The sequence below is a fragment of the Pseudomonas sp. TWI929 genome, assembly GCF_039673335.1.
GTDB lineage: Bacteria > Pseudomonadota > Gammaproteobacteria > Pseudomonadales > Pseudomonadaceae > Aquipseudomonas.
The window spans coordinates 1-23,439 of the sequence record NZ_JBDJLK010000083.1; the positions used below are offsets into that span (position 1 = coordinate 1).

The window sequence follows — 23,439 nt, forward strand, 5'->3', positions numbered from 1 at the left end:
GTGCTGGGGCTGCTTGGCAGCCGGTTGGCGTCACAAGGCCGCTCCCCCAGGATTAGTGCAAGGCCTGGAGACTCGATAGAAAGCCCGCGCCCGCTTGCACAAGCGGGCGCGGGCTTTTTTGCTTTATCATGGCGGCATTCCTTTGCATGAGTTATCCATGAAATTCGCTATCGCGGTGTTCTCCCCGGCCCATGCGCCCTCCTCGCGGCGCGCCTTGCGCTATGCCGAGGCGGTGCTGGCCGGCGGGCATGAGATTGCCCGGCTGTTCTTCTATCAGGACGGGGTACACAGTGCCTCGGCCAACGTGGTCGCGCCCCAGGACGAAGTGGACGTCGCCGCCCAGTGGCGGGCCTTTATCGAGACCCACCAGCTGGACGCCGTGGTGTGCATCGCCGCCGCCTTGCGCCGTGGCGTGCTCGACGAGGCTGAGGCCAACCGCTATCAGCGCCCAGCGGTGAACCTGCCCAAGCCGTGGGAGCTGTCCGGCCTGGGCCAACTGCATGAGGCCGCGCAAGTTGCCGATCGCCTTGTTTGCTTTGGAGGCGACTGAAATGGCCAAATCCTTGTTGATCATCAGCCGCCAGGCGCCGTGGAACGGCCCATCGGCCCGCGAGGCGTTGGACATCGCCCTGGCCGGCGGCGCATTCGACCTGCCGCTGGGCATGCTGTTCCTCGACGATGGCGTGTTCCAGCTGGCACCAAACCAGCAACCTGCCGCCGTGCAACAGAAGAACCTGGCCGCCAACCTGCAGGCGTTGCCGATGTTCGGCGTCGAAGAACTGTTCGCCTGCAGCCACAGCCTCGCCCGCCGCGGCCTGGCAGCCGATGCCCTGGCGCTGCCGGTGCAAGTGCTGGATGACGCGGCCTTGACCGCACTGATCGCCCGTTTCGACCAGGTGGTAACGCTCTGATGACGACCCTGCATGTAATTGCCCACTCCCCGTTCGGCGATGAGCGCCTGGCCAGCTGCCTGCGCCTGCTCGGTACCGACGACGCCCTGCTGCTGTGCGGCGATGCGGTGTACGCCCTGCGCAGCGGCAGCGAGCCGCACCGCCAACTGCAAGCTGCCGGCCTGGCCCAACGCCTGTTCGCCCTGGACGAGGACGTACAGGCCCGCGCAGTCGGCAACAACCTGGCCAAGGCCGTGGACTACGCCGGGTTCGTCGAACTGTCACTGCATTACGACAAGGTCAACAGCTGGTTATGAATACCCTTACCGTTGGCGATCAGGCGATCGCCCTGGACAAGGACGGCTTCCTGGTCGAGCTGCAAGACTGGTCCCACGCTGCCGCCGAGGCCTTGGCCGAGCGCGAGGGCATTGCGCTAACGGCGGACCACTGGGAAATCCTCGAACTGCTGCGCCAGTTCTATCAGGAATTCCAGCTGTCCCCGGCCACTCGCCCGCTGATCAAGTACACAGCCCTGAAGCTGGGCCCGGACAAGGGCAACAGCCCGCACCTGAACCGTCTGTTCAATGGCACCCCCGCCAAACTTGCCGCCAAGCTGGCGGGCCTGCCCAAGCCGACTAATTGCATATGACCCAACCATCCTTGAATGAAGCTCGCCCGCTTACCCTGGAAACCCCGGCCGAACACCCGTTCGCCGAGTTCGTGCGCATTCTCGGCAAAGGCAAGCGCGGCGCGCGCGGCCTGACCCGTGAGGAAGCCCGCGCGGCCATGACCCTGCTGCTGGAAGGCAAGGTCGAAGACACCCAGCTGGGTGCCTTCCTGATGCTGCTGCGGCACAAGGAAGAAAGCGCCGAAGAGCTGGCCGGCTTCACCGAGGCCCTGCGCGCGCACCTGCAGGTCCCGAGCATCGCTGTGGACCTGGACTGGCCGACCTACGCCGGCAAGAAGCGCCACCTGCCCTGGTACCTGCTGGCCGCCAAATGCCTGGCCGGGAATGGCGTACGCATCCTGATGCACGGCGGCGGCGCGCATACCGCCGGGCGCATGTACACAGAGCAGCTGCTCGACCTGCTGCAGATTCCACTGTGCCGCGACTGGGCTGCCGTCGGCAACGCCCTGGACCAACACCAGTTGGCGTTCTTCCCGCTGCACGACTGGGCGCCGCAGTTGCAGCGCATGATCGACCTGCGCAACACCTTGGGCCTGCGCTCGCCCATCCACTCGCTGGCCCGGGTGCTCAACCCGCTGGGCGCACGCTGTGGCCTGCAGAGCATCTTCCATCCCGGTTACCAGGCGGTACACCGCGAGGCCAGCCGCCTGCTCGGCGACCATGCCGTGGTGATCAAGGGCGATGGCGGCGAGATCGAGGTCAACCCCGATGTCATCAGCCACCTTTACGGCACCACGGCGGGTGAAGCGTGGGACGAAGAGTGGCCGGCGCTGAGCGAACGCCGCCATGTCAAACCGCCCAGCCTGGAAGCCGAGCAGTTGCTGGCGTTCTGGCGTGGCGAGGTTGAAGACAGTTACGGCGAGAAGGCCCTCATTGCCACCATGGCCCTGGCTCTGCGTGGCTTGGGGCAGGATCGTGAACAGGCCTTCGCAACAGCGCAAAGCTATTGGAATGCGCGAAATAAATCGATTTAATCGATCATAACACGGCAGTCTTTGCGCTATTTATTCGAACGATTTGGCCTAAACTGGGCTCCAACGACAAACAACTTTGTTCCGAGGAGCTCACCATGGGCCTTTTGATCGACGGCCGCTGGCACGACCAGTGGTATGAAAATGGCAAGGACGGCACCTTCAAACGCGAAAACGCCCAACGCCGCAACCAGCTGCCCGCACCTGAAGCCGGCCGTTATCACCTGTACGTGTCGCTGGCCTGCCCATGGGCCCACCGCACCCTGATTTTCCGCGCCCTTAAAGGCCTGGCACCCTTGATCGATGTATCGGTAGTCAGCTGGCTGATGCAGGACCATGGCTGGACCTTCGACCAGCAGCAAGGCTCCAGCGGTGACCACCTCGACGCGCAGCAGTACCTGCACCAGCGTTACACCCAGGACGACCCGCACTACACCGGCCGGGTGACTGTGCCGGTGCTGTGGGACAAGAAAGAGAAGCGCATCGTCAACAACGAGTCGTCGGAGATCATCCGCATCTTCAACAGCGCGTTCAACGAACTGACCGGCAATACCCTGGACCTGTACCCAGAGCCGCTGCGCCCGACCATCGAGGCGCTGAACGAGCGTATTTATCCGGCAGTGAACAACGGCGTGTACCGTGCGGGCTTCGCGACTACGCAAGATGCCTATGAAGCGGCGTTTGATGATGTGTTCAATGAACTGGACTATCTGGAAGACTTGCTAAGCCGCAATCGCTACCTGGCGGGTGAGTACCTGACCGAGGCCGATGTACGCCTGTTCACCACGCTGGTGCGCTTCGATGCGGTGTACCACGGGCACTTCAAGTGCAACCTGCGCCGGCTTAGCGATTACCACAACTTGTCGAACTGGCTGCGTGAACTGTACCAGTGGCCGGGGGTGCCGGGGACGGTGGATATGGAGCATATCCAGAAGCACTATTACATGAGCCACAAGACCATCAACCCGAACGGGATTGTGCCTAAAGGGCCGTTGCAGGATTTCAACCAGCCACATGATCGGGAGCGGTTGGCGGGTAAAGGGATTTGGCAGGCTTGAGATCGTTGGGGCTGCTTTGCAGCCCTTTCGCGACACAAGGCCGCTCCCACAAGGACCGCGCAATGCCTGGAATTGTGGGAGCGGCCTTGCGTCGCGATAGGGCCGCAAAGCGGCCCCAACGATTTCAGCTGTTCTGCGCCCCTTCGAACCAGGCCAGCTTGTCACGCAACTGCACCACTTCCCCAACAATCACCAGGGTCGGCGCATGCACTTCATGCTGGGCCACCAGGTCCGGCAAGTCCGCCAGGGTACCGGTGAACACCCGCTGGTTACGTGTAGTCCCCTGCTGCACCAAGGCCGCCGGGGTACTGGCCGCACGCCCGTGGCGAATCAGCTCGGCACAAATGGTCGGCAAGCCCACCAAGCCCATGTAGAACACCAGGGTCTGCGCCGGCGCCACCAGGTCATCCCAAGGCAGGTTGCTGGTGCCATCCTTCAGGTGCCCAGTCACGAAGCGCACCGATTGGGCATAGTCGCGGTGAGTCAGCGGAATGCCGCCATAGGCGGAACAACCACTGGCCGCAGTAATACCCGGCACCACCTGGAACGGGATGCCATGCTCGGCCAGCTCTTCGATCTCTTCGCCACCCCGGCCGAAGATGAACGGGTCACCACCCTTCAGGCGCAGCACGCGTTTACCTTGCTGGGCAAGGTCGACCAGCAGGCGGTTGATCTGGTCCTGCGGCACGGCATGGTCGGCACGGCGCTTGCCCACATAGATGCGCTCGGCATCACGCCGGCACATTTCGATGATTGCAGGTGCCACCAGGCGGTCGTACAGCACCACGTCGGCCTGCTGCATCAGGCGCAAGGCACGGAAGGTGAGCAAGTCCGGATCACCCGGCCCCGCACCTACCAAGTACACCTCACCGCCCTGCTGCACCGGCGCGCCTTCTACCATCGCCTGCAACAGGCGTTCGGCTTCAGCGCCCTGCCCGGCCAGCTGGCGCTCGGCGATCGGCCCCTGGAACACGGTTTCCCAGAAGCCACGACGCTGGTTGACGTCCGGGTACAAGGATTTGACCTTGTGCCGGAACCGCGCCGCCAACCCGGCCAGCTCGCCGTAGGCGGACGGGATCCAGGCTTCCAGCTTGGCGCGAATCAAACGTGCCAGCACTGGGGCGTCACCGCCACTGGAAACCGCAATCACCAACGGTGAACGGTCGACAATCGCCGGGAAGATCACCGTGCACAGCGCCGGCGCATCCACCACATTGACCGGCAGGCTAAGGGCCTGCGCATCCGCCGACACCTGGGCGTTCAGCCCAGGGTCGTCGGTAGCGGCGATCACCAGCCGGCAACCGACCAGGTCGGCGGCCTGATAGCCACGCACCAGCACCTCACCGCCACCTTCCCGGGCCAACGCGGCCAACTGGCCGTCGACGTCCGGCGCCACCACGCGCAGCACGCCGCCGGCATCGGCCAGCAGGCGCGCCTTGCGCAAGGCGATCTCACCGCCACCGACGACCAGCACACGGCCGCCCTGCAGCTTGTGGAACAGCGGCAGGTAATCCATTTAGCGGATGACCTCGACGCCGCCCATGTACGGCTTCAGCACTTCCGGCACCAGGATCGAGCCGTCGGCCTGCTGGTAGTTCTCCAGCACGGCAACCAGGGTACGGCCTACGGCCAGGCCGGAGCCGTTCAGGGTGTGCACCAGCTCTGGCTTGCCGGTTTCCGGGTTGCGCCAGCGGGCCTGCATGCGGCGCGCCTGGAAGTCGCCGCAGTTGGAGCACGAGCTGATTTCGCGGTACTTGTCCTGGCTCGGTACCCACACTTCCAGGTCGTAGGTTTTCACCGCACCAAAGCCCATGTCGCCGGTGCACAGGGCCAGTACGCGGTACGGCAGCTCCAGCAGCTGCAGCACGCGCTCGGCGTTGGCGGTCAGGCCTTCCAGGGCTTCCATCGACTTGGCCGGCTCAACTACCTGCACCATCTCGACTTTGTCGAACTGGTGCTGGCGGATCATGCCGCGGGTGTCACGGCCGGAAGCACCGGCTTCGCTGCGGAAGCACGGAGTGTGGGCGACCAGTTTGAGCGGCAGCTGCTTGGCGTCGAGGATCTGGTCAGCCACCAGGTTGGTCAGCGACACTTCGGCGGTCGGGATCAGGTAGAAGTCAGCCTCGCCTTCGCGGGTGATCTTGAACAGGTCTTCCTCGAACTTCGGCAGCTGGCCGGTGCCTTGCAGGGCCGGGGCCTGGACCATGTACGGGGTGTAGTGCTCCTCGTAGCCGTGCTCGCCGGTGTGCAGGTTGATCATGAACTGCGCCAGGGCGCGGTGCAGGCGGGCGATCGGGCCACGCAGCACAGCAAAGCGCGCGCCGGACAGCTTGGCTGCGGCCTCGAAGTCCAGGCCACCGCTGACTTCACCAAGGGCAACGTGGTCCTTGATTTCAAAGTCGAAGGCCTTCGGCGTGCCCCAACGGCGCACTTCGACGTTTTCTTCTTCGCTGGCACCCACCGGCACACTGGCGTCTGGCAGGTTAGGGATGGTCAGCAGGATGCCATCCAGTTCCGCCTGGATCTCGTCCAGTTCGGCCTTGCCGGCGGCCAGTTCATTGGCCATGCGCTCAACGTCGGCCATCAGCGGCGCAATGTCTTCGCCCTTGGCCTTGGCCTGACCAATCGACTTGGAGCGGGCGTTACGCTCGGCCTGCAGCTGCTCGGTGCGGGTTTGCACCGCCTTGCGGCGCTCTTCCAGTGATTCGATGCGCGCGACATCCAGGCTGAAGCCACGGGAGGCCAGGCGATCCGCCACTTCCTGAAGTTGGCCGCGTAACAGTTTGGAATCGAGCATATCGTTCTCTCGTTATAGGTAGGTGTTGGTTCAGAATCGGGTCAGGGACAGGCCGGCCCAAGTGGCCAGTAGCCCGCCCACCACGCTGATACTGGTATAGCCCAAGGCAAGGGGCACTTGCCCACTTTCCATCAGGCGCACGGTATCGAGCGAGAAGGAGGAAAAGGTTGTCAGGCCACCGAGGAAGCCGACGATCAGGCCGGCGCGCAATTCGACCGGCGCCAGCGGCTTGTGCAGAAACAAGCCATAGAGCAGGCCGATCAGCAGGCAGCCGACCAGGTTGACCGCCAGCGTACCGGCATAGAAGTGCCGCGGCCAGTGGGCCGCCACCCAGTTCGAGGTCGCAAAGCGCAACAAGGTACCGGCAATACCGCCCGCGCTGACCGCGGCGATCAGTGCAATCATGGTTTTCTCCGCTGGCGGGGGCTGTTGCGGTCGAGCTCGGCCAGGTGGCGCAGCTTCTCGCCAATCTTCAGCTCCAGGCCACGGGGCACCGGCTGGTAGTACTGGCGCGGTTCGAGTTGCTCGGGGAAGTAATCCTCACCGGCGGCATAGGCATCGGGCTCGTCGTGGGCATAACGGTACTCGTCGCCATAGCCCAGCTGCTTCATCAGCTTGGTCGGCGCATTGCGCAGGTGCAGCGGCACCTCCAGCGAGCCATGCTCCGCGGCTTCGCGCAGGGCAGTCTTGAAGCCCATGTACACCGCGTTGCTCTTCGGCGCACAGGCCAGGTAGGTGATGGCCTGGGCCACCGCCAGCTCGCCCTCGGGGCTGCCCAGGCGCTCTTGCACATCCCACGCCGCCAGGCACAGGCTAAGCGCGCGCGGGTCGGCGTTGCCGATGTCTTCGCTGGCCATGCGCACCACGCGGCGGGCGATGTACAGCGGGTCGCAGCCGCCGTCGAGCATGCGCGCAAACCAGTACAGGGCACCATCGGGGTTGGAGCCGCGCACCGACTTGTGCAGCGCAGAAATCTGGTCGTAGAACGCCTCGCCGCCCTTGTCGAAGCGGCGGCGGCTGTCACCCAGCAGGCTCTGCAGCATCTCGACGTCGATCTCGCTGCCGTCTTCGGCCAGGTCCGAGGCGTTTTCGAGGAAGTTGAGCATGCGCCGGCCATCGCCGTCGGCGGCGGCCATCAGCATCTTGAAGGCGTCGTCACCGACCCGCAGGTTGCGCTTGCCCAGGCCGCGCTCTTCCGTCAGCGCACGGTTCACCAGCTTGCGCAGCGCCGCCTCGTCCAGGCTCTTGAGCACATACACCCGCGCCCGAGACAGCAGTGCGTTGTTCAGCTCGAACGACGGGTTTTCGGTGGTGGCACCGATGAACAGCAGCGTGCCGTCTTCCACATAGGGCAGGAAGGCGTCCTGCTGCGACTTGTTGAAGCGGTGCACTTCATCGACGAACAGGATGGTGCGGCGGCCATACTGGCCAGCCTGCTGCTTGGCCACCTCGACCGCCTGGCGAATCTCTTTCACCCCCGCCAACACAGCGGACACCGTTTCGAAGTGCGCATCGCAGAACTGCGCCAGCAGCCGCGCCAGGGTGGTCTTGCCCACCCCCGGCGGCCCCCAGAAGATCATCGAGTGCAGCGCACCCTGCTCCAGCGCCTCGCGCAGCGGTTTGCCACGCGCCAGCAGGTGCTCCTGGCCAACGTACTCGTCCAGGCTGGACGGGCGCAGGCGGGCGGCCAGGGGCTGGGCGACGGGTTCGCTTCGAAACAGGTCCATGGCGAGCTCTGGTTACTCCTTGATCACGTCCGCGCCCTTGGGGATGTCGAACTTGAACTTGCTGTCCGGCACCGCCTGGTTGGCCTTGACGCCATTGAACAGAATATTGGTGCGCTGGCCGACGCTGTCGATCAGCTGCATGTCATTGATCAGGCCCTTGCGGAACGACACGCGCAGCGAGTCGAACAAGGTGTCCTTGGTCTTCGGCTTGAGTGTGAAGTCCACTACTTCGCCCTGCTCCTTCGAGGCGATGTCGAAGCTCTGGCTGATTTTCGACACATCACCGGACAGCAGCAGCGCCGGGGTCTGGTTCAGGCGCACGTCGAGCTTCTTGATGGTGGCCTGTTCCAGGTCCGGGTCCCACAGGGTGACGTTCTTGCCGTCCGACACCACCACCTGTTCCTGCGGCGCATCGGTGTGCCAGTAGAACAGGCCTGGGCGCTTGACCGTCATCTTGCCCGAGGTTTCCTGCAGGCTGGTGCCATCGGCACCCAGGGTCAGCTGGGAGAAGTTGGCCTCGATGGTCTGCGACTTTTCCAGCAGCTGGGTCAGGCGTTGTACATCTTGCTCACCGGCATAAGCCGTAACAGTGCCCAGGGTAAGGGCAGAAACCAACAGCATGCGAATCGCGCGCATGGAAATCCTCATTGGGCATTGAAAAGGCCGGGCGCCACCGTTGGCGCCCGGCTAGGTGTTCATCAGTCGCGCGGGCCGCCTGGGGCAATCACTTCCCGCGAGCCGTTGCTGTTCATGGGGGTGACCACACCGGCCATTTCCATCGACTCGATCATGCGTGCGGCACGGTTGTAGCCGATCTTCAGCTTGCGCTGCACAGCAGAAATGGAAGCACGACGGCTCTCAAGCACGAACTGCACCGCTTCATCATACAGGGCATCGGTTTCGGCATCGTCACCATCGCCACCACCGCCGCCGCCATCGAAGCCACTGCCGGCCTCTTCGACACCGTTGAGGATGTCGTCGTTGTAGTCCGGGGCGCCGCGCAGCTTCCACGCTTCGACCGTGCGATGCACTTCGTCATCGGAAACGAACGCGCCATGCACACGGATCGGCAAGCTGGTGCCCGGTGGCATGTACAGCATGTCACCGTGGCCCAGCAACTGTTCGGCGCCGCCCTGGTCGATGATGGTGCGCGAGTCGATCTTGCTCGATACCTGGAACGCCATGCGGGTCGGGATGTTGGCCTTGATCAGGCCGGTGATCACGTCCACCGACGGGCGCTGGGTAGCAAGAATCAGGTGGATGCCGGCTGCCCGCGCCTTCTGGGCGATACGGGCGATCAGCTCTTCGACCTTCTTGCCGACGATCATCATCATGTCGGCGAATTCGTCGACCACCACCACGATGGTTGGCAAGGTCTTCAGCGCAGGCGGCTCGTCGTCCATGCTTTCGCGGCGGTACAGCGGGTCGTGAATGATTTCGCCGGCTTCCTGGGCGTCCTTGATCTTGCGGTTGAAACCGGCCAGGTTACGCACGCCCATGGCCGCCATCAGTTTGTAGCGCCGCTCCATCTCGGCCACGCTCCAGCGCAGGGCGTTGGCGGCGTCCTTCATGTCGGTGACTACCGGGCACAACAGGTGCGGGATGCCTTCGTAGATCGACAGTTCAAGCATTTTCGGGTCGATCATGATCAGCCGCGCGTCTTCCGGGCTGGACTTGAACAGGATAGACAGGATCATCGCGTTCACACCCACCGACTTACCGGAACCGGTGGTACCGGCCACCAGCAGGTGGGGCATCTTGGCCAGGTCGGTGATCACCGGCTTGCCGCCGATGTCGTGGCCCAGGGCCAGGGTGACCGGCGATTTCTGCTCGTCGTACTGCGGCGTGGCCAGCACTTCGGAGAAGCGCACCATTTGCCGGTTCTCGTTGGGGATCTCGATACCCACGGTGGTCTTGCCGGGGATGACCTCGACCACACGCACACTGGTCACTGCCAGCGAACGCGCCAGGTCCTTGGCCAGGTTGGCGATGCGGCTGACCTTCACACCGGCGGCCGGCTGGATTTCGTAACGGGTAATCACCGGGCCGGGGTGGATCGAGTCCACCGCCACTTCCACGCCAAATTCCTTGAGTTTGATTTCCAGCAACTGGCCAACACCGGCCAGGGATTCTGGCGAGTACTCGATCTTCTTCTGCTCGGCTGGGTCGAGGATGGAGATCGACGGCAAGGTGCCTTCCACGGCGCTGTCGATGAACAGCGGCGCCTGCTTCTCCTTGACTACCCGTTTGATCGACTCTGGCGCCTTGTCAGCTGCCGGCGGCACGATCATCGGGGTAGCAGGCTGCACACGGGGCACCGCCGGCTCGCGCGGCACGACAGGTTCACGGGCGAGGGTGGGTTCACGAGCCGGCACGACAGGTTCACGCGCCGGCACGACTGGCTCGCGGCCCAGGGTCGGCTCACGTTGCTCGACTACCGGGGCGGGCGCTTCTTCACGCTTGAAGATGCGCTCACGCAACGCCGGCTTGGCCGGTTCGCGTTTGTCGGCAGCCATCGGCGCGGCCTTCACCACCGGTTCATCCTCGCGCAGCTGCGCTTCCAGGCGTTTGCGCTCGTTGCGGGCTTCCCACCAGCGGTTGGCGGCGCCTTGCACCAGCTCGAACAGGTCGAGGGTGATCTTGCCGGTCAGGTCCATCACCTTGAACCACGACAAATCGGTGAACACGGTCAGGCCGAACAGGAACAGGGCAATGAACATCAGCGTGCTGCCCTGCACGTTCAGCAGGTTGCGCGCCAGCTCGCCAAGGCTCTCGCCCAAGGCACCACCCGCAGAGAACGGCATGCTCGCCGGCGGGTGGAAATGGATGTGTGCCAGCGCGGCACCGGACAGCACCAGGAACACCAGGCCGATCAACCGCCAGGAGAACAGCCAGCCGCTCCAGTCCCAGGGCTGGTGGCGCTCACGGAAGATCTGCCAGGTCTTGATCGCCAGCAGCAGCGGGAAGATGTAGGCGAAGTAGCCCAGCACCATGAACAGGATGTCGGCAAAGTAGGCACCGGCACGCCCGGCGGCGTTCTGCACCTGGTCAATGTTGCTGGTATGGCTGAAGCCCGGGTCCGAGGTGTCGTAGGTCAGCAGCGCCATCCACAGGTACAGGCACAGGGCGCCGACAGCGATCAACGCACCTTCCTTGAGGCGATAATGCATCTGCTGCCGCCATAGCGGCACGGGCAAGGGAGCTGGGGTTGCAGTGGATTTCTTCAAAACGCGTCTATTCCTGCGCGTGCTGCGCGTCCAATAGTGATCGGCCGGCGGTGCGACCAATGAACCACTACTTTTAACATTACTGCCCGCCAGCCGCCATGGCGGCACGCCGTATGGGGTTTTGGCCGGGGGCGACTTTCATATAGCTGCAATTTGAGCATGCATTTTCTTTTGTGACAAAGGCTTATGCTGTGTTTTTGCACAGGTGTGACAGCAAATGTAGCGGATGGTGCCTGCGGTTTCATGAATGTGTAGGAAATTGCCTATTTTGTTCGCCTGTGCCGGCCTCATTCGCGGGCGCGCCCGCTCCCACAGGTATCCCACTGCCTTCAGCACCTGTTGCATTACCTGTGGGAGCGGGTTTACCCGCGAAGAAGCCACAACCATTGACCCTGCCATGCGCGCAAGCCATGCTGCCCTCTCCCCTCCCCCACCGCACGATAGACCATGCTCACCTGGCTGACCCGCGACTCGCTGACCTTCCCACCCCTGGAAAAGGCCCTGCACGACCCCAACGGCCTGCTGGCCGCTGGCGGTGACCTGAGCCCCGAGCGCTTGGTGCAGGCCTATCGCCATGGTTGCTTCCCGTGGTACCAGGATGGCCAGCCGATCCTCTGGTGGTCACCCGACCCGCGCACGGTGCTGCTGCCAGACCAGCTGCATGTGTCGCGTTCGCTGGCAAAACTGATGCGCCAGGGCCGCTACCAGGTCAGCTTCGACACCGACTTCCCGGCCGTGATCGCCGCCTGCGCGGCGCCACGCGACTACGCCGACGGCACCTGGATCACCGGCACCATGCGCAACGCCTACTGCGAACTGCACCGGCGCGGCGTCGCCCATTCGGTGGAGGTGCGCCAGGACGGCGAGCTGGTTGGCGGCCTATACGGCCTGGCCATGGGCCAGCTGTTCTTCGGCGAATCGATGTTCAGCCGCGCCGACAACGCCTCCAAGGTCGGCTTCGTGACCTTGGTCCAGCACCTGCGCCAGGCCGGCTTCGTGCTCATCGACTGCCAGATGCCGACCAACCACCTGCACAGCCTGGGCGCCCACGCCATCAGCCGCGCCGAGTTCGCCAGCTACCTGGCCCGCCACCTCGACCAACCCAACAGCGCTACCTGGGTTCCCTAGGCGAGTTCCCATAGCTGGCTTACACTTAAATCAAAGTCTCACCGAGGGGGTTGATCATGACAGAGTTGGCGCGGTTGAAGTTTTATGCCACTCAGCCCCACTCCTGCAGCTACCTGCCCGAGGAGCAGGCGACCACGCTGTTCCTCGACCCCAGCCAGCCGATGGACGTGCATGTGTATGCCGATCTGTCGGAAATGGGCTTCCGCCGCAGTGGCGACCACCTGTACCGCCCGCACTGCCAGAACTGCAACGCCTGCGTGCCGGCGCGCATCCCGGCGGCGCGCTTCATCCCCAACCGCCAGCAGCGGCGCATCCTCAAGCGCAACGCCGACCTGACCGTGACTGCGGCGCGCCCGGCATTCAAGGAAGAGTACTTCGAGCTGTACCGGCGCTATATCGAAACCCGCCACGCCGACGGTGACATGTACCCGCCCAGCCGCGACCAGTTTTCCACCTTCCTGGTGCGCGACCTGCCGTTCTGCTGGTTCTACGAGTTCCGCCTGGCAGGCCGGTTGCTGGCGGTGGCGGTGTGCGACCTGCTGCCCAACGGCCTGTCGGCGGTGTACACCTTCTACGAGCCGGACGAAGAACGCCGCAGCCTGGGCCGCTTTGCCATCCTCTGGCAGATCACCGAAGCCTTGCGCCAGGACCTGGAGGCGGTTTACCTGGGTTACTGGATCAAGAACTGCAAGAAAATGAACTACAAGACGCAGTATCGGCCTATCGAGTTGTTGATAAATCAGCGCTGGGTCACCCTCAACTGAAAGCATTGGCTTGACACGCAGTTTTCGGGCATAATCCACGCCACTTTTTTGCCCGGTGCGGTTATGCGTCGGGCCAACACTGGATCCGAGGGCTCTACTGCATGTCGAAAGAAGACAGCTTCGAAATGGAAGGTACTGTCGTCGACACCCTGCCCAACACCATGTTCCGCGTGGAGTTGGAAAACGGGCACGTCGTAACCGCGCACATCTCCGGAAAGATGCGCAAGAACTACATCCGTATTCTCACTGGCGACAAGGTCCGCGTCGAACTGACGCCTTACGACCTGAGCAAGGGCCGCATCACTTACCGTGCGCGCTAAGCTCAAGCCATGAAAAAGCCCGGCCATGTGCCGGGCTTTTTTGTGCCTGCAGAAACCGCGTCGCGGCCATCGCGGCTAAAGCCGCTCCTACAGGGGTAGTAGCGCAGGCAGCTGCATCACGCGGTCCCTGTAGGAGCGGCTTTAGCCGCGATGGGCCGCAAAGCGGCCCCAATGTCACGCAACCTCAGCCGTGGTCTCGAAGTCGAACACCAGTTCGCCATCGCGCAGGTCGACGTGCACCACGCCACCATGCTCGGCCAGCTCGCCAAACAGGATCTCCTCGGCCAGCGGCCGCTTGATCTTGTCCTGGATCAGCCGCGCCATTGGCCGCGCGCCCATCTGCACGTCGTAACCCGAGGCCGCCAGCCAGCCGCGGGCATCATCGCTGACTTCCAGCAGCACACGTTTGTCTTCCAGCTGCGCCTGCAGTTCGATAAGGAACTTGTCGACGATGCTCTTGATCGTTTCGTGGCTCAGGCGGCCGAACTGGATGATGGTGTCCAGGCGGTTGCGGAACTCCGGCGTGAAGCTCTTGCGGATGACTTCCATGGCATCGGACGCATGGTCCTGATGGGTGAAGCCGATCGAGGCCCGCGCGGCGGTTTCAGCACCGGCGTTGGTGGTCATGATCAGGATCACGTTGCGGAAGTCGGCCTTGCGCCCGTTGTTGTCGGTCAGGGTGCCGTGGTCCATCACCTGCAGCAGCAGGTTGAAGACTTCCGGGTGGGCCTTCTCGATTTCGTCGAGCAGCAATACGCAATGCGGTTGCTTGGTGATCGCCTCGGTCAGCAAGCCACCCTGGTCGAAACCAACGTAACCAGGAGGTGCACCGATCAGGCGCGACACGGTATGGCGCTCCATGTATTCGGACATGTCGAAGCGCACCAGCTCCACGCCCAGCGCCTTGGCCAGCTGCCGCGCCGCTTCGGTCTTGCCGACGCCGGTAGGGCCGGCGAACAGGAACGAACCGACTGGTTTGTCTGGCGACTTGAGGCCGGCACGGGACAGCTTGATGGCGGTGGCCAGCGAGTCGATGGCCTGGTCCTGACCGAACACGGTCAGCTTCAGGTCACGCTCCAGGTTGCGCAGCAGCTCCTTGTCGGAACTGGTGACGTGCTTCGGCGGAATCCGCGCGATCTTGGCGACGATGTCCTCGACCTGGGGCACGTCGATGCGCTTGACGCGGTTGGCCTCCGGCTGCAGGCGCTGGTAGGCGCCGGCTTCGTCGATCACATCGATGGCCTTGTCCGGCATGTGCCGGTCATTGATGTAGCGCGAGGCCAGCTCGGCAGCGGCGCGCAGGGCTTCGTCGCTGTACTCGATGTTGTGGTGGCTTTCAAAGCGCCCTTTCAGGCCACGCAGGATGCCCACGGTGTCTTCCACCGACGGCTCGCTGACGTCCACCTTCTGGAAGCGCCGTGCCAGGGCACGGTCTTTCTCGAAGATGCCGCGGAACTCCTGGAAGGTAGTCGAGCCGATGCACCGGATTTCACCCGATGACAGCAGCGGCTTGAGCAGGTTGGAAGCGTCCATCACCCCGCCCGACGCCGCACCGGCGCCGATGATGGTGTGGATTTCATCGATGAACAGGATTGCCTGCGGGCGCTTGCGCAGCTCGCCGAGCAGCGCCTTGAAGCGCTTTTCGAAGTCGCCGCGGTACTTGGTACCGGCCAGCAGTGCGCCCAGGTCGAGGGAGTACACCACGCTCTGTGCCAGCAGGTCGGGCACCTGGCCATCGACGATGCGCTTGGCCAGGCCTTCGGCGATAGCCGTCTTGCCCACACCAGCCTCGCCCACCAGCAGCGGGTTGTTCTTGCGCCGACGGGCAAGGATTTGCGCCACGCGCTCCACTTCCTGCTCGCGGCCTACCAGCGGGTCGATACGGCCGGCGCGGGCCAGCTCGTTCAGGTTGCTGGCATAGGCATCCAGCGGGTTGCTCGAAGAGGAAGTTTCGCCGCCCTCCTCGTCTTGCATTTCCTGGTCGCTTTCAGACTGCGAACCATGGCCCGGCACCTTGGAGATGCCATGGGCGATGTAGTTGACCACGTCGATGCGGGCCACGCTCTGCTGCTTGAGCAGGAACACGGCCTGGCTTTCCTGTTCGCTGAAGATCGCCACCAGCACATTGGCGCCGGTGACTTCGCGCTTGCCGGAGCTTTGCACGTGGAACACGGCACGCTGCAGCACCCGCTGGAAGCCCAGGGTTGGCTGGGTTTCACGGTCTTCGTCGTTGACAGGGATCAGCGGCGTAGTGGAATCGATGAACTCTTGCAGGTCGTGCTTGAGCTTGTCGAGATTGGCGCCACAGGCGCGCAGAACGGTCGCGGCAGCCTCATTGTCAAGGAGTGCCAGCAGCAGATGTTCGACGGTCATGAACTCATGACGCTTCGAACGGGCCTCCTTGAAGGCTAGATTGAGGGTGACTTCGAGTTCGCGGTTTAACATAGCTTCACCTCATACCCAAGTGGTCGGCGATTAACCGTCCTTCTCGATTTCACAGAGTAGCGGATGCTGGCTTTCCCTGGCGTATTGGTTGACCTGCATAGCCTTTGTTTCGGCGATGTCACGGGTAAACAATCCGCACACTGCCCGCCCTTCGGTATGGACGGTCAGCATGATCTTGGTCGCCAGCTCGCGGTTCAGACTGAAGAACGTCTCGAGCACTTCGACGACGAAATCCATCGGCGTGTAGTCATCGTTGAACAAAACCACCTTGTACATCGGTGGCGCCTGCAGGATCGGCTTGGCTTCCTGAACTGCAAGACCTGAGCCGTCGTCCTCATTCGATTGCGGGCGATCCTGATTGAATGTTAGTCGAATCTCACTAGGTGCATGCATGGAAAGAATTTCATCATGAGCGTCAGGTTAAGGTTGTGGGTTGGCTGCACAGGCCACCGCCAGCGCAGGCGCCGCGTGACCTTGACTATCGGCAAAACGGTGTTACAACCAATAAGAACCCACCGTGGTCGATAAAGATCCGCGCAGTCAACCAGATTTTTCGCAAGGTTCGTATGCGGATGAAGTGGATGATACTCCAGTGATGGAGTCCTTTGCAGAGGGACATAGGGATGGCAAGCGGTAAAGTCAAGTGGTTCAACAATGCCAAGGGCTACGGATTCATCAACGAGGAAGGTAAATCCGATGACCTTTTCGCTCATTACTCGGCCATCCAGATGGACGGATACAAGACACTCAAAGCTGGCCAGGCCGTAGAGTTCGAAATCATCCAGGGCCCTAAAGGCCTGCATGCGATCAAGATAATGGACGCTGCTGTCGCTGCTGCTGCCAGGGCCCAAGGTGAGACCGCGAGCGAAACCGTGAGAGCCTGATCGCCGCCCCGTGTCGTAATACGAAAAAACCGGTCGCCCCTTTAACCAGGCGACCGGTTTTCTCTTGCTTTACATATGCTTGATCATCGCATCGCCAAAGCCTGAGCTGCCCACCAGCGTGGCGCCGTCCATCAGCCGTTCGAAGTCGTAGGTCACGGTCTTGGCCGCAATCGCGCCATTGGTACCCTTGATGATCAAGTCGGCTGCCTCGGTCCAGCCCATGTGGCGTAGCATCATCTCTGCCGAGAGGATCACCGAGCCCGGGTTGACTTTGTCCTGCCCGGCATACTTGGGCGCGGTGCCGTGGGTGGCCTCGAACATGGCCACGGTGTCGGACAGGTTGGCGCCCGGGGCAATGCCGATCCCCCCCACCTCCGCCGCCAGGGCATCAGACAGGTAGTCACCATTGAGGTTGAGGGTGGCGATCACGTCATACTCGGCCGGGCGCAGCAGGATCTGCTGCAGCATGGCGTCGGCGATGGCGTCCTTGACGATGACCTCGCGGCCGCTCTTGGGGTTCTTGAACTTCATCCACGGGCCACCATCGAGCAGTTCGGCGCCGAACTCGTCGCGGGCCACTTCATAACCCCAGTCCTTGAAGGCACCCTCGGTGAACTTCATGATATTGCCCTTGTGCACCAGGGTCAGCGACTCGCGGTCGTTGTCCACCACGTATTGCAGGGCCTTGCGCACCAGGCGCTTGGTGCCCTCGCGGGACACCGGCTTGACGCCAATACCGCAGTCCTGGTCGAAGCGGATCTTGGTGACACCCATTTCCTCCTTGAGGAACTTGATCACCTTATTCGCCTCGGGCGAGCCGGCCTTCCACTCGATACCGGCATAAATGTCTTCGGAGTTTTCGCGGAAGATCACCATGTCGACGTCGCCAGGCTTTTTCACCGGGCTTGGCACACCCTGGAACCACAGCACCGGGCGCAGGCACACATACAGGTCGAGCTGCTGGCGCAAGGCCACGTTGAGCGAGCGGATGCCACCGCCCACCGGGGTGGTCAGCGGGCCTTTGATCGACACCACGTAATCACGCACAGCATCGAGGGTTTCCTGCGGCAGCCAGGTGTCCTGGTCGTATACCTGGGTGGCTTTTTCGCCGGCGTACACCTCCATCCAGGCAATCTTGCGCTTGCCGCCGTAGGCCTTTTGCACGGCGGCGTCGACCACCTTGATCATCACCGGCGAGACATCGACGCCAATGCCGTCGCCTTCAATATAAGGAATGATCGGGTTATCTGGAACGTTGAGCGAATGGTCGGCATTGACGGTGATCTTGGTGCCGTCGGTCGGAACCTTGATTTTCTGGTATCCCATGCTTGCACTACTCCGCTGTCGGGTGTGGTTTGGACATCATGCGCTGCAATGAGCCTAAACCACATCTGCCGACCTGCAAGGCGTGCGGCATTACGCCACATTGCTGCTTAGTCTTTGGTCTTATAAATGGGCCGATATCACTTGGCCTTGCTGATTAGCCCGAATGGTTTGGTATACTCCGCCGCGACCGAAGGGTCATCGGGGCGAATCCCAGGAAAATGCGGACCGCCCTAGGCCATGAATGGCAGTGAAGCCTGGCCACCAAAGCCTGGACTGTTACCGCAGTTCAGCACTTGACGCTCGACTGATGCATCCACCATCACCGCTCGTAGCCTCTCGACTTTCCGCTCATGGCGTTGCCAGGGCGATGCGCCTACCCTGCGCACCACGAGACTCGAGCACGCTCAGCACACAGAGAGTTAACCCGCATGCCCACCCGTTCCAAGATCATCTATACCTTCACCGACGAAGCCCCCGCCCTCGCCACTTACTCGCTGCTGCCGATCGTCGAAGCCTTCACCGCTTCGGCTGACATCGCCGTCGAAACCCGCGACATCTCCCTGGCTGGCCGTATCCTCGCCGCCTTCCCGGAGCAACTGGGCGCAGAGAAGCAAGTAGGCGATCACCTGGCGGAACTGGGCCAGCTGGCTACCACCCCTGAAGCCAACATCATCAAGCTGCCGAACATCAGCGCCTCGGTACCGCAGCTGAAAGCCGCGATCAAGGAACTGCAAGGCAAGGGCTTCAACATCCCTGACTACGCCGACGAGCCGGCCACCGCGGAAGAAAAAGAGTCCCGCGCCCGCTACGACCGCATCAAGGGCTCCGCCGTGAACCCGGTACTGCGCGAAGGCAACTCCGACCGCCGCGCACCGCTGTCGGTCAAGAACTACGCTCGCAAGCACCCGCACAAGATGGGCGCCTGGGCCGCCGACTCCAAGTCGCACGTTGCCCACATGACCCAAGGCGACTTCTACGGCAGCGAGAAAGCCGCACTGATCGAAGCTGACGACAGCCTGCGCATCGAGCTGGTCGGCAAAGACGGCAACACTACCGTCCTGAAAGAAAAGACTGCGGTCAAAGCCGCCGAAATCATCGACTGCGCGACCATGAGCCGCAAAGCCCTGAAAGCCTTCATCGCCGAGCAGATCGCCGATGCCAAGGCCTCCGGCGTGCTGCTGTCGGTGCACCTGAAAGCCACCATGATGAAGGTCTCCGACCCGATCATGTTCGGCGTCATCGTCGAAGAGTTCTACAACGACGTGCTGGCCAAGCACGCCGCTGCGCTGGCCGAAGTGGGCTTCAACGCCAACAACGGTATCGGCGACCTGTACGCCCGCATCAAGGACCTGCCAGCTGACAAGCAGGCCGAGATCGAAGCCGACATCCAGGCCCTGTACGCCGAGCGCCCAGCCCTGGCCATGGTCAACTCCGACAAAGGCATCACCAACCTGCACGTGCCGAGCGACGTGATCGTCGACGCCTCGATGCCGGCCATGATCCGTGACTCGGGCAAGATGTGGAACACCGCTGGCGAACTGCAAGACGCCAAGGCCGTGATCCCGGACCGTTGCTACGCCGGTATCTACCAGGCCACCATCGAAGACTGCAAAGTCAACGGTGCCTTCGACCCGACCACCATGGGCAGCGTGCCGAACGTTGGCCTGATGGCGCAAAAGGCCGAAGAGTACGGTTCCCACGACAAGACCTTCCAGATCAAGGCCGACGGTGTCGTGCGCGTGGTCGATGGCAAGGGCAAGGTCGTGCTGGAGCAGAACGTCGAAGCGGGTGACATCTTCCGCATGTGCCAGACCAAAGACGCGCCGATCCAGGACTGGGTCAAGCTGGCCGTCAACCGCGCCCGCCTGAGCAACACCCCTGCGGTGTTCTGGCTGGACCCGGCCCGCGCCCACGACGGTGTGATGATCGAGAAGGTACAGAAGTACCTGAAGGATCACGACACCACTGGCCTGGACATTCGTGTACTGGCCCCGGTCGACGCCATCAAGTTCTCCCTGGCCCGCATCCGCGAAGGCAAGGACACCATCTCGGTGACCGGCAACGTGCTGCGCGACTACCTGACCGACCTGTTCCCGATCATGGAACTGGGCACCAGCGCCAAGATGCTGTCGATCGTGCCGCTGATGAACGGCGGTGGCCTGTTCGAAACCGGCGCCGGCGGTTCGGCACCGAAGCACGTACAGCAGCTGGTTGAAGAGAACTTCCTGCGTTGGGACTCGCTGGGTGAATTCCTGGCCCTGGCCGCTTCCCTGGAGCACCTGGGCAACACCTACGACAACCCGCGCGCCAAAGTGCTGGCCAACACCCTGGACCAGGCTACCGGCAAGTTCCTCGACACCAACAAGTCGCCATCGCGCAAAGTCGGCGGTATCGACAACCGCGGCAGCCACTTCTACCTGACCCTGTACTGGGCCCAGGCCCTGGCTGCGCAGAACGACGACGCTGCCCTGCAGGCACGCTTCGCGCCACTGGCCAAGACCCTGACCGAGAACGAGGAGACTATCGTCGCCGAGCTCAACGCCGTTCAGGGCAAGCCAGCCGACATCGGTGGCTACTACGCCCCGGATGCCGAGCTGACCGCCAAGGTGATGCGCCCAAGCCAGACCCTGAACAGCGCAATTGCCGCCCTGTAAGGTTCGCTTGAAGTAACAGCACAAACCCCGGCCACGCACCGGGGTTTGTGCTTTCTGGATAAATGATTTCTGGCGGCCTGCATGGGCCTTTGTAGGAGCGGGTTTACCCGCGAATGCGTCAGTGGATTCACTACCGCATTCGCGGGTGAACCCGCTCCTACAGGGGTCATGCAAGCCTTCAAGGAGCTGTTCATGACCTGGCAACCCCACATCACTGTCGCCACCATTGTCGAACACGACGGCAAGTTCCTCTTCGTCGAGGAATTCAAAGCCAACCAGCACGTGCTCAACCAGCCCGCCGGCCACCTCGAACCGAACGAAACCCTGCCCCAGGCCGCGCTGCGCGAAACCCTGGAAGAAACCGCCTGGGAAGTCGAGCTCACTGGCGTGGTCGGCATCTACCTGTACACCGCCCCCAGCAACGGCGTGACCTACCAGCGTATCTGCTTTGCCGCCCGCCCCGTGCGCCACCATGCCGACCTGGCCCTGGACAGCGACATCGTCCGCGCCGTGTGGCTGACCCGCGAAGAGCTGCTGGCCGACCCCGCCCGTTGGCGCAGCGAGCTGGTGCCCCGCTGCCTCGACGACTACCTCAAAGGCCCACTGCACAGCCTGGACCTGTTGCGCGACTGACGCAACGCTGCGGGTTTGATAGAATTGGCGTTTTTCCCCCTTGATACACACCGGTACCCATGACCAGCCCAGCACTCAAAGACCCCGCCAAGACCCGCGTCATCGTCGGCATGTCCGGCGGCGTGGACTCTTCCGTCTCCGCCCTTTTGCTCATCGAGCAGGGCTACCAGGTGGAAGGGCTGTTCATGAAGAACTGGGAAGAAGACGACGGCACCGAATACTGCACCGCCCGTGAAGACCTGGCCGACGCCCAGGCTGTGTGCGACCGCATCGGCATCAAGCTGCACACCGCCAACTTCGCCGCCGAATACTGGGACAACGTGTTCGAGCACTTCCTTGAAGAGTACAAGGCCGGCCGCACGCCCAACCCGGACATCCTCTGCAACCGCGAAATCAAGTTCAAGGCATTCCTCGACTATGCCCTGTCGCTGGGTGCCGACCTGATCGCCACCGGCCACTACGTGCGCCGCCGCGACACTGGCGAGCTGACCGAGCTGCTCAAGGGCCTGGACCCGAACAAGGACCAGAGCTACTTCCTGCATGCCGTCGGCGGCAAGGAAATCGCCCGCACCCTGTTCCCGGTTGGCGAGCTGGAAAAGCCCGAAGTACGCGCCATCGCCGAAAAGCACGGCCTGGCCACCGCCAAGAAGAAGGATTCCACCGGCATCTGCTTCATTGGCGAGCGCCGCTTCAGCGACTTCCTCAAGCAGTACCTGCCGGCGCAGCCGGGCGACATCGAAACCACCGAAGGTGAAGTAATCGGCCGCCACCACGGCCTGATGTACCACACCATCGGCCAGCGCCAGGGCCTGGGCATTGGCGGCTTGAAAGACGCCGGTGACGAGCCGTGGTACGTGCTGCACAAGGACCTGGCCCGCAACGTGCTGGTGGTCGGCCAGGGCAACGAGCACCCGTGGCTGTTCTCCCGCGCCCTGCTCGCCTCGGAAATCTTCTGGGTCAACCCGATCGACCTCAGCAGCCCGCGCCAGCTCACCGCCAAGGTGCGCTACCGCCAGAGCGACCAGCAGTGCACCCTGGAGCTGACCGAAAGCGGCTACCGCGCGGTGTTCGACGAGCCTCAGCGCGCCGTCACCCCTGGCCAGTCGGTGGTGTTCTACGACGGTGAGGTATGCCTGGGCGGCGGCGTGATCGAAGCGGCCGAGCCGTGGAGCCCGCGCGCATGAGCAACCTGCAGGAGCAATTGATTGCCCTGGGCGGCGTATTTCAAGCCGCCGTACTGGTCGACCGCATCGCCCGCACCGGCCAGGCCAGTGAGGCCAACATCGGCTGCATGCTCGGCAGCCTGCTGGTGCGTGATCCCAAGGACACCCTGGAGGTGTTCGGCGGTGACGACCTGAACCTGCGCGACGGCTACCGCGCGCTGGTCGGCGCCCTTGAGCGCGACCCCAGCAGCCTGCAGCGTGAGCCGCTGCGCTATGCCCTGTCGATGCTGGGCCTGGAGCGCCAATTGAACAAGCGTGGCGACCTGCTCGACACCATCGGCAACCGCTTGCCGCAAATCCAGTCGCAGGCCGACCATTTCGGCCTGGTTCACGAAAACGTCATCGCTTCCAGTGGAGCCTTGTACCAGGACACCCTCAGCACCTTGCGCCAGCGCATCCAGGTGCACGGCGACATGCGCTTTCTGCAGCAGGCCAGCAACGCCTCGAAGATCCGCGCCCTGCTACTGGCCGGCATCCGCGCCGCGCGCCTGTGGCGCCAGCTGGGCGGGCACCGCTGGCAGCTGGTGTTCAGCCGGCGCAAATTGCTTAACGAACTGTACGACATGATGCGTTCGCCTTCCTGACAGGCGACACCAAACCCTGTGTAGGAGCGGCCTGTGGGAGCGGCCGTGGGGTGGGGAAGTGGGGGGGCGCCCCCCCCCCCCAAAAATAAGGTGGGGAGGAAATTTGGGGGGGGGGGGGCC

At 63.0% G+C, this 23,439-nt stretch carries 23 protein-coding genes; 14 read left to right on the forward strand and 9 right to left on the reverse strand.

Translation table 11 applies throughout. From position 1 onward, the window contains the following. The first annotated feature begins 157 nt into the window (after window positions 1-157). The 6 genes from tusD (at window position 158) to ABE456_RS23650 (ending at window position 3,607) form a co-directional block, all read left to right on the forward strand. Window positions 158-550: a sulfurtransferase complex subunit TusD gene (tusD, locus tag ABE456_RS23625; RefSeq protein ID WP_110676046.1), complete on the forward strand. Its 393-nt coding sequence runs from the start codon at window positions 158-160 to the stop codon at window positions 548-550. A gap of 1 nt (window position 551) precedes the next feature. After that, the gene (gene tusC / locus ABE456_RS23630) at window positions 552-911 is read left to right on the forward strand and encodes a sulfurtransferase complex subunit TusC (protein WP_346646091.1); all 360 of its coding nucleotides are present in this window, start codon (window positions 552-554) and stop codon (window positions 909-911) included. After that, entirely contained in the window at window positions 911-1,207 is a 297-nt protein-coding gene (tusB, locus tag ABE456_RS23635) for a sulfurtransferase complex subunit TusB (protein ID WP_346646092.1), read from the forward strand. The genes tusC and tusB overlap by 1 nt, the downstream gene beginning before the upstream one ends. Then, the gene (locus ABE456_RS23640) at window positions 1,204-1,539 is read left to right on the forward strand and encodes a TusE/DsrC/DsvC family sulfur relay protein (protein ID WP_346646093.1); all 336 of its coding nucleotides are present in this window, start codon (window positions 1,204-1,206) and stop codon (window positions 1,537-1,539) included. The genes tusB and ABE456_RS23640 overlap by 4 nt, the downstream gene beginning before the upstream one ends. An 11-nt stretch (window positions 1,540-1,550) precedes the next feature. Then, a complete protein-coding gene (locus ABE456_RS23645; protein WP_346646106.1) occupies window positions 1,551-2,552 on the forward strand; it encodes a glycosyl transferase family protein in 1,002 nt (333 codons plus the stop codon). Window positions 2,553-2,647: 95 nt separating this feature from the next. Next, entirely contained in the window at window positions 2,648-3,607 is a 960-nt protein-coding gene (locus tag ABE456_RS23650) for a glutathione S-transferase family protein (protein WP_346646094.1), read from the forward strand. Window positions 3,608-3,731: 124 nt separating this feature from the next. Here the strand turns inward: ABE456_RS23650 and cysG are convergent, their stop codons facing one another. The 6 genes from cysG to ABE456_RS23680 form a co-directional block, all read right to left on the reverse strand. After that, window positions 3,732-5,123 (reverse strand): siroheme synthase CysG, encoded by a 1,392-nt coding sequence (cysG, locus tag ABE456_RS23655; RefSeq protein ID WP_346646095.1) that lies wholly within the window; start codon window positions 5,121-5,123, stop codon window positions 3,732-3,734. Beyond that, window positions 5,124-6,404, reverse strand: a complete 1,281-nt coding sequence (gene serS / locus ABE456_RS23660; RefSeq protein ID WP_346646096.1) for a serine--tRNA ligase — start codon at window positions 6,402-6,404, stop codon at window positions 5,124-5,126. Between the two features lie 30 nt (window positions 6,405-6,434). Then, window positions 6,435-6,809, reverse strand: coding sequence for a fluoride efflux transporter CrcB (gene crcB / locus ABE456_RS23665; protein WP_325978834.1), 375 nt, complete (start codon window positions 6,807-6,809; stop codon window positions 6,435-6,437). Further along, window positions 6,806-8,131, reverse strand: coding sequence for a replication-associated recombination protein A (locus tag ABE456_RS23670; RefSeq protein WP_346646097.1), 1,326 nt, complete (start codon window positions 8,129-8,131; stop codon window positions 6,806-6,808). Before ABE456_RS23670 ends, crcB begins: the two co-directional genes overlap by 4 nt. A gap of 12 nt (window positions 8,132-8,143) precedes the next feature. Then, on the reverse strand, window positions 8,144-8,767 hold the full coding sequence (gene lolA / locus ABE456_RS23675) for an outer membrane lipoprotein chaperone LolA (protein ID WP_346646098.1): 624 nt from the start codon (window positions 8,765-8,767) through the stop codon (window positions 8,144-8,146). Window positions 8,768-8,829: 62 nt separating this feature from the next. Further along, on the reverse strand, window positions 8,830-11,358 hold the full coding sequence (locus ABE456_RS23680; RefSeq protein WP_346646099.1) for a DNA translocase FtsK 4TM domain-containing protein: 2,529 nt from the start codon (window positions 11,356-11,358) through the stop codon (window positions 8,830-8,832). Window positions 11,359-11,805: 447 nt separating this feature from the next. Between ABE456_RS23680 and aat the strand changes: the two genes are divergently transcribed. The 3 genes from aat (at window position 11,806) to infA (ending at window position 13,570) form a co-directional block, all read left to right on the forward strand. Continuing rightward, entirely contained in the window at window positions 11,806-12,486 is a 681-nt protein-coding gene (gene aat / locus ABE456_RS23685; protein ID WP_346646100.1) for a leucyl/phenylalanyl-tRNA--protein transferase, read from the forward strand. Between the two features lie 56 nt (window positions 12,487-12,542). After that, on the forward strand, window positions 12,543-13,250 hold the full coding sequence (locus ABE456_RS23690) for an arginyltransferase (RefSeq protein ID WP_346646101.1): 708 nt from the start codon (window positions 12,543-12,545) through the stop codon (window positions 13,248-13,250). A 101-nt stretch (window positions 13,251-13,351) separates the two neighbouring features. Continuing rightward, entirely contained in the window at window positions 13,352-13,570 is a 219-nt protein-coding gene (gene infA, locus ABE456_RS23695) for a translation initiation factor IF-1 (RefSeq protein ID WP_002553999.1), read from the forward strand. Between the two features lie 174 nt (window positions 13,571-13,744). Here infA and clpA read toward each other — a convergent pair whose 3' ends face one another. Both clpA and clpS read right to left on the reverse strand, forming a co-directional pair. Next, a complete protein-coding gene (gene clpA, locus ABE456_RS23700; RefSeq protein WP_110744623.1) occupies window positions 13,745-16,015 on the reverse strand; it encodes an ATP-dependent Clp protease ATP-binding subunit ClpA in 2,271 nt (756 codons plus the stop codon). Window positions 16,016-16,045: 30 nt separating this feature from the next. Then, window positions 16,046-16,408, reverse strand: coding sequence for an ATP-dependent Clp protease adapter ClpS (gene clpS, locus ABE456_RS23705; RefSeq protein ID WP_003251220.1), 363 nt, complete (start codon window positions 16,406-16,408; stop codon window positions 16,046-16,048). Between the two features lie 230 nt (window positions 16,409-16,638). Here clpS and cspD point away from each other — a divergent pair, with 230 nt between their 5' ends. Beyond that, entirely contained in the window at window positions 16,639-16,899 is a 261-nt protein-coding gene (cspD, locus tag ABE456_RS23710) for a cold shock domain-containing protein CspD (protein ID WP_346646102.1), read from the forward strand. Window positions 16,900-16,968: 69 nt separating this feature from the next. Here the strand turns inward: cspD and icd are convergent, their stop codons facing one another. Continuing rightward, window positions 16,969-18,225, reverse strand: a complete 1,257-nt coding sequence (gene icd, locus ABE456_RS23715; RefSeq protein WP_152955988.1) for an NADP-dependent isocitrate dehydrogenase — start codon at window positions 18,223-18,225, stop codon at window positions 16,969-16,971. Between the two features lie 428 nt (window positions 18,226-18,653). Between icd and ABE456_RS23720 the strand changes: the two genes are divergently transcribed. The 4 genes from ABE456_RS23720 to hflD all read left to right on the forward strand — a co-directional run bounded on the left by ABE456_RS23720 (window position 18,654) and on the right by hflD (window position 23,319). Then, a complete protein-coding gene (locus tag ABE456_RS23720) occupies window positions 18,654-20,879 on the forward strand; it encodes an NADP-dependent isocitrate dehydrogenase (protein ID WP_346646103.1) in 2,226 nt (741 codons plus the stop codon). 192 nt (window positions 20,880-21,071) lie between these two features. Further along, window positions 21,072-21,512, forward strand: a complete 441-nt coding sequence (locus tag ABE456_RS23725) for an NUDIX hydrolase (protein ID WP_346646104.1) — start codon at window positions 21,072-21,074, stop codon at window positions 21,510-21,512. A gap of 59 nt (window positions 21,513-21,571) precedes the next feature. Next, window positions 21,572-22,696: a tRNA 2-thiouridine(34) synthase MnmA gene (mnmA, locus tag ABE456_RS23730; RefSeq protein WP_346646105.1), complete on the forward strand. Its 1,125-nt coding sequence runs from the start codon at window positions 21,572-21,574 to the stop codon at window positions 22,694-22,696. After that, window positions 22,693-23,319, forward strand: coding sequence for a high frequency lysogenization protein HflD (gene hflD, locus ABE456_RS23735; protein ID WP_027919723.1), 627 nt, complete (start codon window positions 22,693-22,695; stop codon window positions 23,317-23,319). The genes mnmA and hflD overlap by 4 nt, the downstream gene beginning before the upstream one ends. Window positions 23,320-23,439: the final 120 nt, after the last annotated feature.

Excerpts from the sequence above, each read along its gene's own strand:
- clpA (WP_110744623.1), bottom strand. The coding sequence starts at position 16,015 with ATGTTAAACCGCGAACTCGAAGTCACCCTCAATCTAGCCTTCAAGGAG.
- ABE456_RS23720 (WP_346646103.1), top strand. The coding sequence starts at position 18,654 with ATGCCCACCCGTTCCAAGATCATCTATACCTTCACCGACGAAGCCCCC.
- crcB (WP_325978834.1), bottom strand. The coding sequence starts at position 6,809 with ATGATTGCACTGATCGCCGCGGTCAGCGCGGGCGGTATTGCCGGTACC.
- ABE456_RS23650 (WP_346646094.1), top strand. The coding sequence starts at position 2,648 with ATGGGCCTTTTGATCGACGGCCGCTGGCACGACCAGTGGTATGAAAAT.
- tusD (WP_110676046.1), top strand. The coding sequence starts at position 158 with ATGAAATTCGCTATCGCGGTGTTCTCCCCGGCCCATGCGCCCTCCTCG.
- mnmA (WP_346646105.1), top strand. The coding sequence starts at position 21,572 with ATGACCAGCCCAGCACTCAAAGACCCCGCCAAGACCCGCGTCATCGTC.
- tusC (WP_346646091.1), top strand. The coding sequence starts at position 552 with ATGGCCAAATCCTTGTTGATCATCAGCCGCCAGGCGCCGTGGAACGGC.
- infA (WP_002553999.1), top strand. The coding sequence starts at position 13,352 with ATGTCGAAAGAAGACAGCTTCGAAATGGAAGGTACTGTCGTCGACACC.
- lolA (WP_346646098.1), bottom strand. The coding sequence starts at position 8,767 with ATGCGCGCGATTCGCATGCTGTTGGTTTCTGCCCTTACCCTGGGCACT.
- ABE456_RS23725 (WP_346646104.1), top strand. The coding sequence starts at position 21,072 with ATGACCTGGCAACCCCACATCACTGTCGCCACCATTGTCGAACACGAC.
- ABE456_RS23670 (WP_346646097.1), bottom strand. The coding sequence starts at position 8,131 with ATGGACCTGTTTCGAAGCGAACCCGTCGCCCAGCCCCTGGCCGCCCGC.
- ABE456_RS23640 (WP_346646093.1), top strand. The coding sequence starts at position 1,204 with ATGAATACCCTTACCGTTGGCGATCAGGCGATCGCCCTGGACAAGGAC.
- hflD (WP_027919723.1), top strand. The coding sequence starts at position 22,693 with ATGAGCAACCTGCAGGAGCAATTGATTGCCCTGGGCGGCGTATTTCAA.
- aat (WP_346646100.1), top strand. The coding sequence starts at position 11,806 with ATGCTCACCTGGCTGACCCGCGACTCGCTGACCTTCCCACCCCTGGAA.
- icd (WP_152955988.1), bottom strand. The coding sequence starts at position 18,225 with ATGGGATACCAGAAAATCAAGGTTCCGACCGACGGCACCAAGATCACC.
- serS (WP_346646096.1), bottom strand. The coding sequence starts at position 6,404 with ATGCTCGATTCCAAACTGTTACGCGGCCAACTTCAGGAAGTGGCGGAT.
- cspD (WP_346646102.1), top strand. The coding sequence starts at position 16,639 with ATGGCAAGCGGTAAAGTCAAGTGGTTCAACAATGCCAAGGGCTACGGA.
- ABE456_RS23690 (WP_346646101.1), top strand. The coding sequence starts at position 12,543 with ATGACAGAGTTGGCGCGGTTGAAGTTTTATGCCACTCAGCCCCACTCC.
- tusB (WP_346646092.1), top strand. The coding sequence starts at position 911 with ATGACGACCCTGCATGTAATTGCCCACTCCCCGTTCGGCGATGAGCGC.
- cysG (WP_346646095.1), bottom strand. The coding sequence starts at position 5,123 with ATGGATTACCTGCCGCTGTTCCACAAGCTGCAGGGCGGCCGTGTGCTG.
- clpS (WP_003251220.1), bottom strand. The coding sequence starts at position 16,408 with ATGCATGCACCTAGTGAGATTCGACTAACATTCAATCAGGATCGCCCG.